This is a genomic window from Pseudomonas sp. 05N36, assembly GCF_056397385.1.
The window spans coordinates 250433-266139 of record NZ_JBFTNH010000003.1; the positions used below are offsets into that span (position 1 = coordinate 250433).

The 15707-nt window shown below is 59.9% G+C and carries 13 protein-coding genes; 1 reads left to right on the forward strand and 12 read right to left on the reverse strand.

The annotated features are described in order from the left end of the window. Positions 1-30: 30 nt before the first annotated feature. The 8 genes from AC1DIH_RS05905 to AC1DIH_RS05940 form a co-directional block, all read right to left on the reverse strand. Positions 31-2406 carry an efflux RND transporter permease subunit gene (locus tag AC1DIH_RS05905; RefSeq protein WP_477771083.1) on the reverse strand — a complete coding sequence of 792 codons (2376 nt, stop codon included), beginning with the start codon at positions 2404-2406 and terminating at the stop codon, positions 31-33. 23 nt (positions 2407-2429) lie between these two features. Beyond that, complete coding sequence (locus AC1DIH_RS05910; protein ID WP_477770975.1) at positions 2430-3482, reverse strand: WD40/YVTN/BNR-like repeat-containing protein; 1053 nt, start codon at positions 3480-3482, stop codon at positions 2430-2432. A 922-nt stretch (positions 3483-4404) separates the two neighbouring features. Beyond that, positions 4405-7062, reverse strand: a complete 2658-nt coding sequence (gene pepN / locus AC1DIH_RS05915; protein WP_477770976.1) for an aminopeptidase N — start codon at positions 7060-7062, stop codon at positions 4405-4407. Positions 7063-7074: 12 nt separating this feature from the next. Further along, positions 7075-7905, reverse strand: a complete 831-nt coding sequence (locus tag AC1DIH_RS05920; RefSeq protein WP_477770977.1) for a DUF2797 domain-containing protein — start codon at positions 7903-7905, stop codon at positions 7075-7077. Then, entirely contained in the window at positions 7902-8162 is a 261-nt protein-coding gene (locus AC1DIH_RS05925; protein ID WP_019690610.1) for a YeaC family protein, read from the reverse strand. Before AC1DIH_RS05925 ends, AC1DIH_RS05920 begins: the two co-directional genes overlap by 4 nt. Before the next feature lie 44 nt (positions 8163-8206). Continuing rightward, on the reverse strand, positions 8207-9082 hold the full coding sequence (locus AC1DIH_RS05930; RefSeq protein ID WP_477770978.1) for a rhomboid family intramembrane serine protease: 876 nt from the start codon (positions 9080-9082) through the stop codon (positions 8207-8209). Further along, on the reverse strand, positions 9079-10053 hold the full coding sequence (locus tag AC1DIH_RS05935; RefSeq protein ID WP_477771084.1) for a metallophosphoesterase: 975 nt from the start codon (positions 10051-10053) through the stop codon (positions 9079-9081). The genes AC1DIH_RS05930 and AC1DIH_RS05935 overlap by 4 nt, the downstream gene beginning before the upstream one ends. Continuing rightward, positions 10050-10940, reverse strand: a complete 891-nt coding sequence (locus AC1DIH_RS05940) for an NAD(+) kinase (RefSeq protein ID WP_019690613.1) — start codon at positions 10938-10940, stop codon at positions 10050-10052. Before AC1DIH_RS05940 ends, AC1DIH_RS05935 begins: the two co-directional genes overlap by 4 nt. A 120-nt stretch (positions 10941-11060) precedes the next feature. Here AC1DIH_RS05940 and AC1DIH_RS05945 point away from each other — a divergent pair, with 120 nt between their 5' ends. Further along, on the forward strand, positions 11061-12011 hold the full coding sequence (locus AC1DIH_RS05945; RefSeq protein WP_477770979.1) for a DUF1853 family protein: 951 nt from the start codon (positions 11061-11063) through the stop codon (positions 12009-12011). Between the two features lie 103 nt (positions 12012-12114). On the opposite strand, the gene AC1DIH_RS05950 is transcribed toward AC1DIH_RS05945, so the two are convergent. From AC1DIH_RS05950 to AC1DIH_RS05965, 4 genes are all read right to left on the reverse strand, one after another. Next, positions 12115-13398 (reverse strand): arsenic transporter, encoded by a 1284-nt coding sequence (locus AC1DIH_RS05950; RefSeq protein ID WP_477770980.1) that lies wholly within the window; start codon positions 13396-13398, stop codon positions 12115-12117. A gap of 42 nt (positions 13399-13440) precedes the next feature. Beyond that, a complete protein-coding gene (locus AC1DIH_RS05955; RefSeq protein WP_429538711.1) occupies positions 13441-13788 on the reverse strand; it encodes a metalloregulator ArsR/SmtB family transcription factor in 348 nt (115 codons plus the stop codon). Between the two features lie 142 nt (positions 13789-13930). Continuing rightward, positions 13931-15034, reverse strand: coding sequence for a DUF2855 family protein (locus tag AC1DIH_RS05960; protein ID WP_477770981.1), 1104 nt, complete (start codon positions 15032-15034; stop codon positions 13931-13933). A gap of 99 nt (positions 15035-15133) precedes the next feature. Further along, entirely contained in the window at positions 15134-15691 is a 558-nt protein-coding gene (locus AC1DIH_RS05965; RefSeq protein WP_427533675.1) for an NADPH-dependent FMN reductase, read from the reverse strand. Positions 15692-15707: the final 16 nt, after the last annotated feature.

The window sequence follows — 15707 nt, forward strand, 5'->3', positions numbered from 1 at the left end:
AGGTTGCGGCTTTTCTGTTCCCACCCGGAATCAGTGAGCGAACAGTGAGTTGCCCTTCTGCCCAGCGAGGCTCGAAGGTTTGATCAGGAAACGTGCCAGCGCCGGCAACAGCCACAGCGCACCAAACATGTTCCAGAGCAGCATGAAGGTCAGCATCAGGCCCATGTCGGCCTGGAACTTGATCGCCGAGAAGATCCAGGTGCAGACGCCGATGGCCAGGCACAGACCGGTGAACAGCACCGCTTTACCGGTGGACTTCAGGGTCTGGTAGTAAGCCTCTTGCAACGGCAGGCCGGCACGCAGGAAGCTTTCGAGGCGGCTGTAAATGTAGATGCCGTAATCCACGCCAATCCCTACCCCGAGCGCCACCACCGGCAAGGTCGCGACTTTAACGCCGATCCCCATGAACGCCATCAGCGCGTTGCCCAGCACCGAGGTCAGCACCAGCGGCAACACGATGCACAAGGTCGCCGCCCAGGAACGGAAGGTGATCATGCACATGGTGGCCACGCAGATGTACACCAGCACCAGGATGGTCAGTTCCGACTCCTTGATCACCTCGTTGGTGGCCGCTTCGATCCCGGCGTTCCCGGCAGCCAGGATGAACTCCAGGCCGTCCTTGTTGTTTTCCTTGGCGAAGTCCTGCACCGCATGCACCGCGCGGTCGAGGGTTTCGGCCTTGTGGTCGTTGAGGAACACCAGCACCGGTGCCAGCGAGCAGCTGTTGTTGTACAGGCCATCGGCACGGGCGATGGAGTTGTTCAGCACGTCCGGGTTACGCGACAGGGTTTCCCACTTCAGGTTGCCCTCGTTCATGCCCTTGATCATCTGCTTGGAGACGGTCACCAGGGAAATCGCCGACTGCACGCCCTCGGTGTTCTGCATCTTCCACATCAGTTCATCGATTGGCGCCATGGCTTCGTAACGCGAACAGCCTTCCGCCTTGGTCTTGACCATCACTACCAGCACATCGGAGCTGGTGGAGTAGTTCTTGATGATGAAATTGTTGTCCTGGTTATAGCGCGAGTCCGGACGCAACTCCGGCGCACCTTGGTCGAGGTCGCCGATTTTCAGGTTCTGGCTGTACCAGAGGCCGCCACCAAAGGCGATCAGCGCCAGGAGKATCGAGACCGGGGCGACTTTCGAGCTGGCAAAATTCGACAGCAGACGCCAGAAACCATGCTCGCGGATTGCGTCTTTCTTGCTGCGTTCGACCGCACGCTTGCTGATGCCGACGTAGKAAATCGCTACCGGCAGCAGGATCAGGTTGGTGAACACGATCACCGCCACGCCAATGGACGCGCCGATGGCCAGCTCACGGATCACCCCGATATCGATGATCAGCAAGGTTATGAAGCCCACCGCATCCGCGAGGATCGCAATCATCCCCGGCAGAAACAGCTGACGGAACGTGCGCCGGGCAGCAGTCAAGGCGTTGTCCGCATCGCTGGACTGCAAGGCAATCCCGTTGATCTTCTGCACGCCATGGGAAATACCGATGGCGAAGATCAGGAACGGCACCAGCATCGAATACGGGTCCAGGCCAAAGCCGAAGGCGTGCATCAACCCGAGCTGCCAGACCACCGCCACCAGGGTGGTGCTCAACACCGCCACGGTGCTGCGCAGGCAGTTGGTGAACCACAGCAACAGAATCAGGGTAATGACGAACGCCACGCCGAAGAACATGACCACCATGATCAGACCGTCGATCAGGTCGCCGACCTTCTTGGCAAAACCGACGATGTGGATCTGTACGTTGGGGTTCTGCTTTTCGAACTTGTCGCGGATCTTGTCTTCAAGTTCGTGGGAGAACTTCTGGTAGTCCAGTGCCAGCAGCTTGCCCTGGTCCTGCGGGTCCGGGTAGGACTCCAGCAGCGGAATATCGACGATGCTCGACTTGAAGTCGTTGGCCACCAACCGACCGACCTGACCGGATTTGAGCACGTTGTTGCGCAGCAGATCGAGGCTGTCGGCTGAGCCGTTGTAGCTCTGCGGGATGACTTCACCGCCGGCAAAACCCTCCTCGGTCACTTCGGTCCAGCGCACGCTCGGACTCCACAGCGACTTGAGGCCGGAACGGTCGACACCGGAGATGTAGAACACCTCGTCGTTGATCTGGCGCAGGGTCTCCATGTACTCCCTGGAGAAGATGTCGCCATCGGTGGCTTCCACGGAAATACGCACGGTATTGCCGAGGTTGGCCAGGTCGTTGCGGTGCTCCATCATCTTTTCAATGAAAGGATGCTTGAGCGGAATCATTTTTTCGAAGCTGGTGGACGGCCGGATCAGTGTCGCCTGCCAGAACAGGAACATGCTGACCAGCAGGCAGATAACAATCACTGCCGGGCGGTTGTTGAAAATCAGGCGCTCGAGAAACGTCGCCTTGTCCTGATGATGACTGCTCATGGATGTCATATCTGCGCCTCTCATTAATTGCCCAGCTCGGCGCCGATTGGCGAAGTAGCGCGAACGCCGCCCTGTCCTACCAGAATCAGGTTGCCATTGCCTGCCGCGGTGACCGCCGAAACGGATATGCGGTCGGGACGGTTGAATACGCTGAAGGTCACGCCGTCGTCACTGCTGCGCACCACGCTGCCGCCGTTGCCGACGATCACGATGCTGCCATCGTCAAGCAGGGTCGCCCCGGACAGACCGAATTCCAGCGCGCCGCGCGCAGCCTTGAGCTCGACCTGCTCCCAGGTAGTGCCAAAATCAGTGGAGCGGAACAGATTGCCGCGCAGACCGTAAGCCAGCAAAGTCGCCGGTTTGGCGGTGCCAATCACCCCGAACAGCGAACCCTGGTACGGACCTTGAAGGCGTTCCCAGGTTTGCCCCCAGTCTGGGGAACGGAACATGCTGCCCTGCTCGCCCACAATGAAGAGCCCGGAATCCTTTACCGCGGCGATAGCGTTGAGGTGGTACTGATCCGGGTTATCGAGGCGATCGCCGACGTCTGCCCAGTTCTTTCCACCGTCAGTGGTTTCCAGCAGAGCGCCGTAAGCGCCCACGGCAAACCCGCTGCTGAGGTCCTTGAACCAGACAGCCAGCAACGGCGCTTCGCGCTTCAAGTCTTCGAATTGTTTGATCCAGGTAACGCCGCCATCTTCACTGGCGAGAATTTGCGCGTCATGACCGACAGCCCAGCCATGCTTGTCATCGACGAAATAGACCGCGGTCAGCAGTTGCCGACTGGGCACTTTGGCCTGGGTCCAGGTCTGGCCCTGGTCATCGGAATACAGAATATGGCCACGATCGCCGACCGCCACCAGGCGTTTGCCTGCATGCGCAACATCAAGCATCAGGCCCTTGGCGGACTTTGCGGACTCAATCGAATAGACCGTATCGGACGCCTGTGCATCTGCTGCCAGGACGGGTGCCGACAGCACGGCAGAACCCAACAGCGAGAGCGCTGTAGCCAGCAACGCGAATTTGCGTAACGCCGGCGGGCGGCAAAAACCCACACCCATGACAGGCTCACTCATAGACCTTTCCCCCATTATTATTGTTAGGTCGTTCAACCTTTCAGGGCGCCGCAGGGTTGCTCGTAGCGATTGACGGTTTTTGGAGCATAGTCCTGAAACGCGCAATCTAGAGCCCCTTCGGAAGCTGGCCTATCCTATCCAGCTTTCGAAAGGTCTGACAATCAACACCACGTTATCTTTTGTTAACTGGGGGGAGTTACGGACTGTCGCTGAATTACCAGGCATTCGCAGGGGTGATCTGAAACCAGCGATTGAGCAGAATTTTCCGACAGAAAAGGTTTGAGCTTTGGCTTTGGTTTTGGTTTTGGTTTTGGACTTTGATCTTGATCTTGATCCGGCTTTTGATCCACCCGCCCCTTCGGAAGGCCGAACGCAGGTGTTCATCAGGGGGTGGGCGCGCAGCGCCGTACGGCGCAGCCGGACACATCGAGAGGAGGTCGTCGCGAAGCAGACCGTAGGCGATGCCCTCTGATGGACACCGGAGCGAGGGGACGCCGAGCCTAGGCGAGGTGCCGTACGCTTGGGCGAGACCTTTTGGGGCGTTTGCCAAAAGTGACACGCTGTAAGAGCGGAACCCTAAGTGGCCGTTACCGCAGGAATGGATATGTACACCTGCAAGAGATTGGTCGGCTGTCAGGCCGCCTTCGCAGGCAAGCCAGCTCCCACAGTATGGATTGGTGTACATCCGCAAGAGATAGGTCGGCTGTCAGGCCGCCTTCGCGGGCAGGCCAGCTCCCACAGGTTTGATTGGGGTATATCTGCGGAAGATAGGTCGACTGTCCGGCCGCCATCGCAGGCAAGCCAGCTCCCACACTTTTGATTGGTGTACATCCGCAAGAGATAGGTCGGCTGTCAGGCCGCCTTCGCGAGCAGGCTCGCTCCCACAGGGTTCGAGTGAACGCCTGAGGGAGCGATGATTGCGTCACGCCAGGCTTTTGCTGACCACTTCAAACACATCGCTGGACAGCTGGCCCGAGCCGCGAATGCGCTCCAGCTCCGCCTTCATCAACGCCTGACGGGCGCTGTCGTATTTACGCCAGCGCGTCAGCGGCGCCAATTGGCGCGAAGCGATCTGCGGGTTGAAGCCGTTCAGCTCGATCACCAGATCCGCGAGGAAGCGATAACCCGAACCATCGGCCGCATGGAAGTTGATCAGGTTCTGCCCGGCAAACGCACCGACCAGCGCCCGCACCTTGTTCGGGTTCTTGATGTTGAACGCCGGGTGCTTCATCAACTGCTGAACCCGCTGCAAGCCACCCGGCAACGTGCTGCCTGCCTGAACGCTGAACCATTGGTCCATGACCAACGGGTTGTCCTTGAAGTGCTCGGCAAAACTGGCCAGTGCCTTGGCCTTCTCGGCGTCGAACGGTGAGTTCACCAGCACCGCCAACGAGGTCAGGCGCTCGGTCATGTTGTCGCAGGCATCGAACTGCTCAAGGGCCGCTGCCAGCACTTCGGGCTTGCCACTGAGCATCAGGTAGGACAACGCGATATTTTGCAGGCTACGACGGGCGAAGTGCTCGGCTTCGGCAACATAAGCGGTTTGCTTCGACAGCTCGCGATTGGCCTGATAACGCAGCCACAACGCATCGAACAGGCTGTCCGCCAGTTGCTTGCGGGCGAACTCACGGGCGGCGTGAATCGCATCGACGTCCGCCACTTCGCTGATTTCGGTCAGGTAAGCCTCGCTTGGCAGCGAGAGCATTTCGGCGACCATGGCCTGATCCAGGCTTTCGTCGGCCAACACAGTGCGCAACGCGCTGATCAGTCGCTGATCGAGCACCAATGCCTGACCCGCTTGATGCTGAGCGATCAGTTCCTGCAACACCTGCACCGACAATTGCTGGCCGGCTTCCCAACGGTTGAAGCCGTCGCTGTCGTGCTGCATCAGGAACATCAGCTGATCGCGGTTGTACGGGAAGCTCAGTTTCACCGGCGCCGAGAAACCACGCAGCAGTGAGGGCAACGGCTGTTCAGCGATGTCGACGAAGGTAAAAGTCTGCTCGGCCTCGGTTACCGACAGCACGCGGGATGTCCCGTCAGCGGCCGCTTCACCGGCCAGACGCAATGCGATCGCCGCACCTTTGCTGTCCAGCAGGCCCAGTTCTACCGGAATCACGAACGGCAGCTTTTCAACCTTGTCCGGGGTCGCCGGGCAGCTCTGGCGGAAGGTCAGGCTGTAGGTTTTCGCCGCCGCATCGTAAGACTCGCTCACCGCCAGACGCGGAGTACCGGCCTGGCTGTACCAGCGTTTGAACTGGGTCAGGTCGACGCCGTTGGCATCTTCCATGGCCTTGATGAAATCGTCGCAGGTGACCGCCTGGCCATCGTGACGCTCGAAATACAGGTCGCTGCCTTTGCGGAAACCTTCGGCGCCGAGCAAGGTGCGGATCATGCGCACCACTTCCGAACCTTTCTCGTAGACGGTCAAGGTGTAGAAGTTGGAAATCTCGATGAACGCATCCGGGCGCACGGCATGGGCCATCGGGCCGGCATCTTCGGCGAACTGGTGCGTGCGCAGGTAGGCCACGTCCTCGATGCGCTTGACGGTGCGCGAGTGCATGTCGGCAGAGAACTCGGCGTCACGGAACACCGTGAACCCTTCCTTCAGCGACAGCTGGAACCAGTCGCGGCAGGTCACGCGGTTGCCCGACCAGTTGTGGAAGTATTCGTGGGCCACCACCGCTTCAACCCGCTGGTGCGCGGCGTCGGTCGCGGTTTCGGCACGGGCCAGCACGCAGCTGGAGTTGAAGATATTGAGGCCCTTGTTCTCCATGGCGCCCATGTTGAAGTCGTTGACCGCCACGATCATGAAGATGTCCAGGTCATACTCGCGACCATAGACTTCTTCGTCCCAGCGCATGGACTTCTTCAGGCTGTTCATGGCGTGCTGACACTTGTCGATGTTTTCCGGCTCGACGTAAATGCGCAACGCCACACTGCGCTGGGTCATGGTGGTGAAGGTGTCTTCGACGCACCACAAGTCACCGGCCACCAGCGCGAACAGGTAGGCCGGTTTCATGAACGGGTCTTCCCAGGTCGCCCAGTGCCGGCCATCTTCACCGGGACCGGAGGCAATCGGGTTGCCGTTGGACAGCAGCACCGGATAGCTGTGCTGCTCGGCGACCACCGTGGTGGTGAACTTGCTCATCACATCCGGGCGGTCGAGGTAATAGGTGATCTTGCGAAAGCCCTCGGCCTCGCACTGGGTGCAGAACATCCCGCTGGACTTGTACAGGCCTTCCAGCGCGGTGTTGGTTTCCGGGTGAATCCGCACGCTGGTGTCGACCGTGAAGCTGGCGCTGGTCGGGTGCAGGGTCAGGTGGTTTTCTGTCAGTTGATAGTCACTGGCACTCAGCTCGGTGTCGCCCAGGCTGACCGACAGCAGCTCGAGTTGCTGGCCATCCAGTACAAGCGGCGGCAGGCCCGGGCCACGGGCCGGATTGCGGCGCATCACCAGTTGCGCATGAACCAGGCTGTGGTCCTCGTACAACTCGAAGGTCAGGTGCGTCTCGTCGATCAGGTACTCGGGCGCCTGATAGTCTTTCAGGTAGATCATCTTCGGTTGTTCGGTGCGCATGCTGGAGTCCTTTTACTGATGCACGGCGAGCTGGTAGGCCGTGTATTTACGAATATTGATAACGCCGGTATCGAAGATCAGGTATTGACCCTTGATCCCCAACAGCGTGCCTTCGGCAATCGGGTTCTTGTCCAGATTGAAGCTGACAATCTTGGCCGGGTACTGCTCGACCGGGTAACGGATTTCAATCGGCTCGACATCAAATACCGGCTGAATCGCTTGCAGGCCGAAGCGCTCCTGCAGTCCTTGCACGCCCTCGGCACAGCTTTCGAACAGTTGATCACGAATCTGTTTCAGGTCAACCGGTGCGGCATCACCCTTGAGCAAGGCGCGCCAGTTGGTCTTGTCGGCCACCTGACTGCGGAACAGGTCTTCGACGAAACCCGATTGCTGACGGGTCGACACGCGCATGATCGACAATGCCTGGCTGGCGCCCTGATCGAGCCAGCGGGTCGGCAGCTGGGTGGCGCGGGTGATCCCGACCTTGACGCCCGACGAGTTGGCCAGGTACACCACGTGGTCGGTCATGCAGAACTGCTCGCCCCAGGCCGGCTCACGGCAGGTCCCGGCGTCATAGTGGCAACGCTCCGGGCTCATGATGCAGACGTCGCACTGCGCCAGTTTGGTCATGCACGGGTAGCAGTAACCCTGGCTGAAGCTGGTTTTGGTTTTGCGTCCGCAATGGATGCAATGGATCGCACCCAGGTATTCCAGGCGAACCGTGCTGCCGATCATGGGATTGACCGGCACCTCGGTATCGCCCAGGCGAAAAGCGTATTGCACGGTCGACGCTTCGAGGCGCGCCGACATCTTGCTGATTGCACCGCGGCCAATCTCGATCAATGGATGGCATCCGACTTGAACAGGATATTCGGCACAGTGATCGACTTCGAACTGCATTCCTGCGGGCCCATGTAGCCGGTGCGTTGTTCCTCGGGCAGGTTCTGCACTTCCCAGGCGATCATCGCCTGCAACGACAGTTCGCGCTGCTCGGCAGTCAGTTTGCCGCCGTCGGACCACTTGCCGATCTCTACCGCCAGTTTCAGGCTCTGGTAGATTTCCGGCGTGATGTTTTTGATCATTTCGTTAAAAGAGGACATCAGGTCTCCGCGCTCGTTATTCACAGCACAATTTAGACGGCAGTTTATTGGACAGAGAGTCTACGGCGACTGTACAAGCCGCCCAACAAACCGGTGAGGCATCCGACGAGTAACCCGCCGACATGCGCCGCATTGGCAATTTCGCCGAAGCCGATCATCGAGATCAGCCCCGACATACACAGCAGCAGCCACACCAGCATCATCACCAACACCCCGCGAGGCAGGCGATACGCCGGGTTCGGCGACAGCAACTGGTAGATCCAGCAATGCCCGAGCAGGCCGTAAAGCACCCCGGACAGGCCGCCGAACAAGGTCGCGCCGCCGTAATAGTATTGGGCGTAGTTCGACACCAGGCTGAACAGCAACGTCAGCCCCAGCAGGTTGATACTGCCCTGACGCGACTCGATGCGCCGCCCCAGTTCCCAGTACCACATGCCGTTCATGGCCAGGTGCAGAACGCCGAAGTGGATCAGCATCGGCGTCACCAGACGCCACCACTGCCCCGCTGCCAGACTGTCGGCCAACGGCGTGAAGTGGATGTACTCGCCCACCACACGAAAATCGAGGAACGTCAGCCAGCGCATCGTGTCGAGATTCTCGCCGAGCAATGTCACCGCGCCGACGATCATGCTCAGCAGCAGAATCAGCGCCGTCACCGGGCTGTGGCGCAGTTGCTCGACGAACCCCGGACGCTGGATATGCGCTTGTGCAGCCGGGATATCCAGTTGATGCTCGGGATCGCCCGCGGGAAACCGTTCGTACAGCGAGCGAACGTCTTCGCTGATCGCGTCCGGCACCCACAGCACCTGTTCACCGGCTTCTTCGCTGACCCGATGCGGCACGTGCATGCGTTGCAGCAATTTGACGAACCCACTGAGGTCCACCGCCAGCGGCAGACGTAAAACAGCCACAACACTCATCTCAATACCTCTGGCCGTTCAACATCGACCCAGACAAACTTGTGTGGATCGAGACGGGTTTCCTGATCCAGCCGATAGGCAACCAGCTTGCCGTACAACACCGCGCTGTAATCCAGGCAGGCCAGGTTCGGGCGGATCGGCGCCGGTTTGCCGCTGCGCCAGTAGTGCCCGACGAACAACATCGGTTCGTCGATGCCGTAGCGCAACAGGTTATCTTTTTCAACCGGCGACAGCGGCGTGCGCGCCACGGACTCGGGCAAGGCATCTGGCTGGAACACAATGTCGCCGTAGGTTTGCGGGTTGTCTTCCCAGAATTTGGTGCGGAAGAACGAACGCGTCAGACCGTCGCCGCTGGTCATGGTCAAGCCGTGCGGCAGGCGCATGTCAGTGCCGCGCAGCAAGCGGTCGAAGGCCATGCAGGCGAAACTGCCGGAAACCGCCGCTGCCTGGACGAAGTGCTCATCGATGCAGCCATCGGAATACTGCGCACGCAGCACGTCGATCAGGCCACCGTCCCAGCAGGCGTGGACGACCCGGAAGCGTCCGGCGTCAACGAACAGTGGCATCTCGTAGAACCAGGCAAGAAAGTCGTGCCAGTCCTCCGGGTGATCGGCAAATTGAGTCAGGGTTTCTTGTAGCAGGCGCGCATGCCGAGGCGTGTGTTCACGCACATACTGTTTACCGCTGCCGGGCGGTGCCGGCGTGCTCCAGCCGAGCGCGTTGAATTCATGGTTGCCCATGATGCACAGCGCCTGACCGGCCTCGACCATATCGTGAACGATGTGCAGCGCTTCGCGAATCCGCGGGCCGCGGTCGATGATGTCACCGAGAAACACGGCCATGCGTGACGGATGGCGCCAGACGCCAGCTTGCTTGTGATACCCGAGTCGGTCCAGCAAATGCTCAAGGGTATGAGCGCAACCGTGCACGTCACCGATCAGGTCGTAGCTACGCGCGGGATCGAGCATCAGTCGCCTCCACCGCCCAACCGGCTGCCCCAGCCCAGCTTCGTCCGGCAGACTTCGTAGTAGTTGTGGTCCAGCGGATGAATCAACCGCAGTTTCTGGGCTTTCTTGCTCACCGTGATGGTATCGCCGGGGGCGCAGGTGAAGTGGTTTTGCCCATCACAGGAGACTTGCGGGTAAATCTGCATATCCTTCGACACGACGATTTTCAGCTCGCTGTTGCCATCGACCACAATCGGCCTTCCTGACAAGGTATGGGGGTACATCGGCACAATCACAATGGCATCGAGCTTGGGATGCATGATCGGGCCACCTGCCGACAGCGCATAGGCCGTGGAACCGGTGGGTGTGGCGACGATCAGGCCGTCGGCTTTTTGGCTGCAGACGAACTGGCCGTCGATGTACAGCTCGAACTCGATCATCCGCGTCGACTTGCCGGGGTGCAGCACCACGTCGTTCAGTGCATCGCCCTGGCCGATGGCCTCGGCATGACGGCGAACCTCGGCCTGCAACAGGAAGCGGTTTTCGACCAGATAGTGCCCGTCGAGCACTTCGGCGACCTTGACTTCCAGTTCATCCGGGCGGATGTCGGTCAGAAAGCCCAGGTTGCCACGGTTGATCCCCAGCACCGGAATGTTGTGCCGCGCCAATGCCCGAGCGGCGCCCAGCAGGCTGCCGTCACCGCCCACCACAATCACCATGTCACAGACTTCGCCGAGCATCTTGCGCGATGAGGTTTGCAGGCCATGGCCAGGCAGGACTTCGGCGATGGTGTCCTCGAGTATCACGTGCAAGTGCCGGTCAAGCAGGAATCTTTTCAGTCGGCGAACGGTATCCAGCACCTGTGAACTGCCCAGGCGACCGATGATGCCGATATTGCGAAATTGCTCCATGGGGCTCCTAGTCAGGATCTGTTGACGCTTGGTCTGCGACGGCGAAAAACACGATTATGGGCGAAAGCGCGCCGTAGACAAAATCCTTTCAGCCGCGAGCCAAAGCGCTATGCTCGCAAGATGACCTTATTTCCCGAGTTGCTGACTTTACCTCGTCAGTTGCGCCATCCCGAAGTGCGCGACCTGGCCTGGGTCATCCTCGCGCCACCGATGCTCAGCGAAACACCCTGGCCACAACGTCATCCACTGGCCGGCAGCGATTGGGTACAAGCCCCCGAACGACTGCAACACTGGCTGCTTCAGCTCGATCAGGACAGCCGTGAGCTGCAGCGTTGGCTGGCGCTCGGCCCGACTCGTCGCCTGGGCCTGTATTACGAACGCCTCTGGCAGTTTGCCGTGCAGCATGCGCCGGGGGTCGAGCTGATTGCCGCCAACCTGCCGATTCGCCGCGACGGCCACACGCTGGGCGAGCTGGACATGCTGCTGCGAGACCGCGACGGCGTGCATCACCTGGAACTGGCGATCAAATTGTATCTGGGCCCCCAGAACGGCGAAGGCCACGACACGGCCCAGTGGCTCGGACCGGGCTGCCATGACCGACTGGACCGCAAGCTGGCGCACCTGACCCACCATCAACTGCCGATCTCCGCGCGTTCCGAAAGCCGTGATGCGTTGGCCGCGCTGGATATCCTGCGGTTCAGCGCACACTTGTGGCTGGGCGGTTATCTGCTGTACCCATGGCCGGGCCAAACCCAGTCACCCGACTGCGCCCATCCGCAACACCTCAAGGGACGCTGGCTGCATCAGCGAGACTGGGCACACTTCATCGCCCAGAGCCCACCCGGTCGCTGGCAACCCTTGCCACGGCACGCCTGGCTCGCGCCCGCCCATTATCTTGCCGAGCACACCTGGGACCGCACCCAACTGGAGACCTGGCTGAGCGGACTCGACCCGCAGGCGCCTGCGCAGTTGCTGGTACGCCTGACTGAAAACAACGACGGTGACTGGGAAGAAGCCGAGCGGTTGTTTCTGGTGGCGGATTTGTGGCCGAACGTGCCGGGCCAGGGTTGAGCCTTGTGGCGTCTGACCGGCCCTATCGCGAGCAGGCTCGCTCCCACATTTGGAACGCGTACCCCTGTGGGAGCGAGCCTGCTCGCGATGAGGCCGACACGGTCTAGATAGACAGGCGCAACGCCAACGCCGCCAGGGTCACCAGCAACACCGGCACCGTCAGCACGATCCCGACCTTGAAGTAATACCCCCAGCCAATTTGAATATTCTTGCGCGCCAGCACGTGCAGCCAAAGCAAGGTCGCGAGGCTACCGATCGGGGTGATCTTCGGTCCCAGGTCGCTGCCGATCACGTTGGCGTAGATCATTGCCTCTTTCACCACCCCGGTGGCCTGGCTGGCATCGATCGACAACGCACCGATCAACACCGTCGGCAGGTTGTTCATCATCGACGACAACAGCGCGGTCAGCAGCCCGGTGCCCATGGCCGCGCCCCACACGCCGTAGTCTGCGAACACGTCCAGCCAACCGGCCAGGTACGTGGTCAACCCGGCATTACGCAAGCCGTAAACCACCAGGTACATGCCCAGGGAGAAAATCACGATGTGCCACGGGGCCTCTTTCATCACCTTGCGCGTGGAAATCCTGTGCCCTCGGGCGGCAATGGCCAACAGCAATGCCGCGCATACCGCAGAGATCGCGCTGATGGGAATCCCCAACGGCTCCAGCGCAAAACAGCCCAGCAGCAAAATCACCAGCACACACCAACCGGCAACGAAGGTTGCCTTGTCGTGAATCGCGGTCTTCGGGTCTTCCAGTTGATCCAGGTCGTAATCGGCAGGAACGTCCCGTCGGAAGAACCACAGCAACACCGCAAGCGTCGCCGCGACCGCCACCAGGTTGACCGGCACCATGACCGCTGCATAACGGTTGAACCCAATGTGGAAGAAGTCCGCGGAGACGATGTTCACCAGGTTCGATACCACCAGCGGCAGGCTCGCGGTATCGGCGATGAACCCGGCGCCCATCACGAACGCCAGCGTCGCCGCCGGAGAAAACCGCAAGGCCAGCAGCATCGAAATCACGATGGGCGTGAGGATCAACGCCGCGCCATCATTGGCGAACAAGGCCGAGACCAGCGCCCCGAGCAAAATCATGTAAGCGAATAGCTTGCGCCCGTTGCCGTGCCCCCAGCGAGCCACATGCAACGCCGCCCAGGCAAAGAAACCTGCTTCATCCAGCAGCAGGCTGATGATGATCAGCGCCACAAACGTTCCGGTGGCGTTCCAGATGATCTCCCATACCAGCGGAATGTCGCTGACCTGCACCACCCCGCAGAGCAGCGCCAACACGGCCCCCAGCACCGCACTCCAGCCGACGCCGAGGCCTTTGGGTTGCCAGATCACCAGGGTAATGGTCTGGAGGAAAATCAACGATGCGATCAGCATGCGAAACAGCCTTGAGCAAAGGTTAAAAAGATGCAGGGAAAATCAGCAACAACGGACCGGACGGTCATCCATCGCCTGTAGTCGCGCGACATCAGCGCCAAGCCATACACCGTTGGCTGCCAGCGCGCCGTGCAACAACGTCACGACCCACGGGGATAATTGCGGGTGCAGGCGATAGAAAACCCATTGCCCCTGACGGCGGTCCGCCAGCAAACCATGACTGCGCAATTGCGCCAGGTGACGGGAGATTTTGGGTTGGCTCAGGTCCAGCGCCGCCGTCAGCTCGCACACACACAGCTCACCCTCTTTGGCGATGAGCAACGCGATACGACTGCGGGTGTCATCGGCCAATGCCTTGAACACATCGACGGGATTGCAGGAATCGGACATGGAAGTGAATGCGCCTGAACAAACGAAGCGCGAATATATGGAACTTCGAATATAGGGTAAAGCGAATAAACCACATCGCACGCATCCGTAGCAGCTGGCGCAGGCTGCGCCAGCTGCTACGGTCAGTTGTGAGGTTCTGGAATTACAAACGGATCACATGCCCCTCGATCGGCGCGATCTGCCCGTGAGACAGCCGCGAAATCACCGTTTTCGCCGCTTCAAGCCCATCACTTTCCACCACCCTGAGCAATGGATTGGCCGGTGCCGTCACTCGCCGATGAAACTTCTGCCCGCCCTCACCGATGTACTCGACAAGCCGCTGCGCGCCCCATTCGGCATTGCGTTTGCGAATCTGGATCGGCGCGAAGAAAAACGCCGGCTGCGGCCCTGTTATAGCGCCCAACTGCGCCTCATCCATGTTCTGGATAGAACCTACAGCGCAGCTGTATACCAATTGCCCGGCGAAATGCTGATGCACCTGATCGCGTAAATCCGGACGGCCAGAGAAATCCACGTACAAGGTCGGACGGTCAGCGGACAGCGACGCCAACTCGGCGTACCCGAGCGTGCGTTCGTAACACCCTAGATGCTCAACAAACGCCTTGTTCCCGTCCGATGTCAGTGCCACGCGCTCCAGATTCGACTGGTCCTCCAGGCAAATAGCGGTGCCGAAAGCAGTTTTGCTCGAAGCGCTGGAGAACACCACGCGCGTCGCACCGAAGAGTTGATTGTTCTGAAGGAAGTCCGCCAACATCAATGACGTCAAAAACAGCGGATTAAGCAGCATTTGCAGGTTTTCATTCGCTGGGCTGTAGTACCGATCCCAACTGCAACGGGTGTACTGGTTGTAAACCGAGTTCAGTGTTTGACGGTGCGGGGCGGCGTCATAAAAACCGCGTTCGGTCACCCGCTCTGGATGCACCCAAAGATGGCTGGCCAGTGGAAAGTACCCGTAAAAGCGCTCTCCGAGCGTAATGCCTTCAACTGTAGAGGCAAGCACATCGGCAAACCCCCAGACCGGGATGTGGCCCCATTGTGCCTGTCCCGTCGGGAAAAACTCCCAGTAATGCATCGAGTCGCCATAGGCTGCGTAGGTGACGTTATTGGTGGTCAGCGCGCAGCGATCGATCTTCAGGATCACGTCGCCAGCCGCAGGAATCAGGCTGCGCCGCTCACACTCGACACGACTCTGGTCGATGGCGTTTTTACGGGTGATCAGCCGTGTGACTGTGTCCAGGCTTTGCATTGTTCAGACTCCCTGTCATGTGGCTGCCCACGTTTCAATGGTTCGATCATCAGTCGACTGGCCAGCGCTTCCTGAGCGCAAGCGCTGGCTCCCGATCGATCAATCCTTTTTGAATTGCTCGACCCACTCGGCGTAGGCATTGATGAAACTCTGCAAAAACGGCCGGACCGACTCGGACACCTTGCCAGACTCGTCGAACGCCGTACCGGCGTTGCTCAGGTAGGCTTCCGGTTGCTGCATGCAAGGCACATTGAGAAACACCATGGATTGACGCAAATGGTGATTAGCGCCAAAACCACCGATAGCGCCGGGCGAAGCGCTGATCACCGCCCCCGGTTTACCGCCCCAGGCACTCTTGCCATAAGGCCGGGAACCGACGTCAATGGCGTTCTTCAGGGGAGCAGGCACCGAGCGGTTATATTCCGGCGTCACAAACAACACCGCGTCGGATGACCTCACCTGTTCACGGAAAGTGCTGTAGGCTGCCGGCGGTGTTACGTCGATGTCTTCGTTGTAGAGCGGTAGGTCGCCAATCTCGACGATGTTCAGCCTGAGGTTTGCCGGAGCCAGTTCAGCCAGCGCCAGCGCGACTTTGCGGTTGATCGACTGTTTTCTCAAGCTGCCAACCAGGACAGCAATCGTATAGACCTTGCTCATTGGGAATCCCCGACTA

What these genes read in the sequence shown, in the direction of transcription:
- AC1DIH_RS05910 (WP_477770975.1), bottom strand. Translation starts at nt 3,482, where the DNA reads ATGAGTGAGCCTGTCATGGGTGTGGGTTTTTGCCGCCCGCCGGCGTTA.
- pepN (WP_477770976.1), bottom strand. Translation starts at nt 7,062, where the DNA reads ATGCGCACCGAACAACCGAAGATGATCTACCTGAAAGACTATCAGGCG.
- AC1DIH_RS05925 (WP_019690610.1), bottom strand. Translation starts at nt 8,162, where the DNA reads ATGTCCTCTTTTAACGAAATGATCAAAAACATCACGCCGGAAATCTAC.
- AC1DIH_RS05930 (WP_477770978.1), bottom strand. Translation starts at nt 9,082, where the DNA reads ATGAGTGTTGTGGCTGTTTTACGTCTGCCGCTGGCGGTGGACCTCAGT.
- AC1DIH_RS05940 (WP_019690613.1), bottom strand. Translation starts at nt 10,940, where the DNA reads ATGGAGCAATTTCGCAATATCGGCATCATCGGTCGCCTGGGCAGTTCA.
- AC1DIH_RS05945 (WP_477770979.1), top strand. Translation starts at nt 11,061, where the DNA reads ATGACCTTATTTCCCGAGTTGCTGACTTTACCTCGTCAGTTGCGCCAT.
- AC1DIH_RS05950 (WP_477770980.1), bottom strand. Translation starts at nt 13,398, where the DNA reads ATGCTGATCGCATCGTTGATTTTCCTCCAGACCATTACCCTGGTGATC.
- AC1DIH_RS05955 (WP_429538711.1), bottom strand. Translation starts at nt 13,788, where the DNA reads ATGTCCGATTCCTGCAATCCCGTCGATGTGTTCAAGGCATTGGCCGAT.
- AC1DIH_RS05960 (WP_477770981.1), bottom strand. Translation starts at nt 15,034, where the DNA reads ATGCAAAGCCTGGACACAGTCACACGGCTGATCACCCGTAAAAACGCC.
- AC1DIH_RS05965 (WP_427533675.1), bottom strand. Translation starts at nt 15,691, where the DNA reads ATGAGCAAGGTCTATACGATTGCTGTCCTGGTTGGCAGCTTGAGAAAA.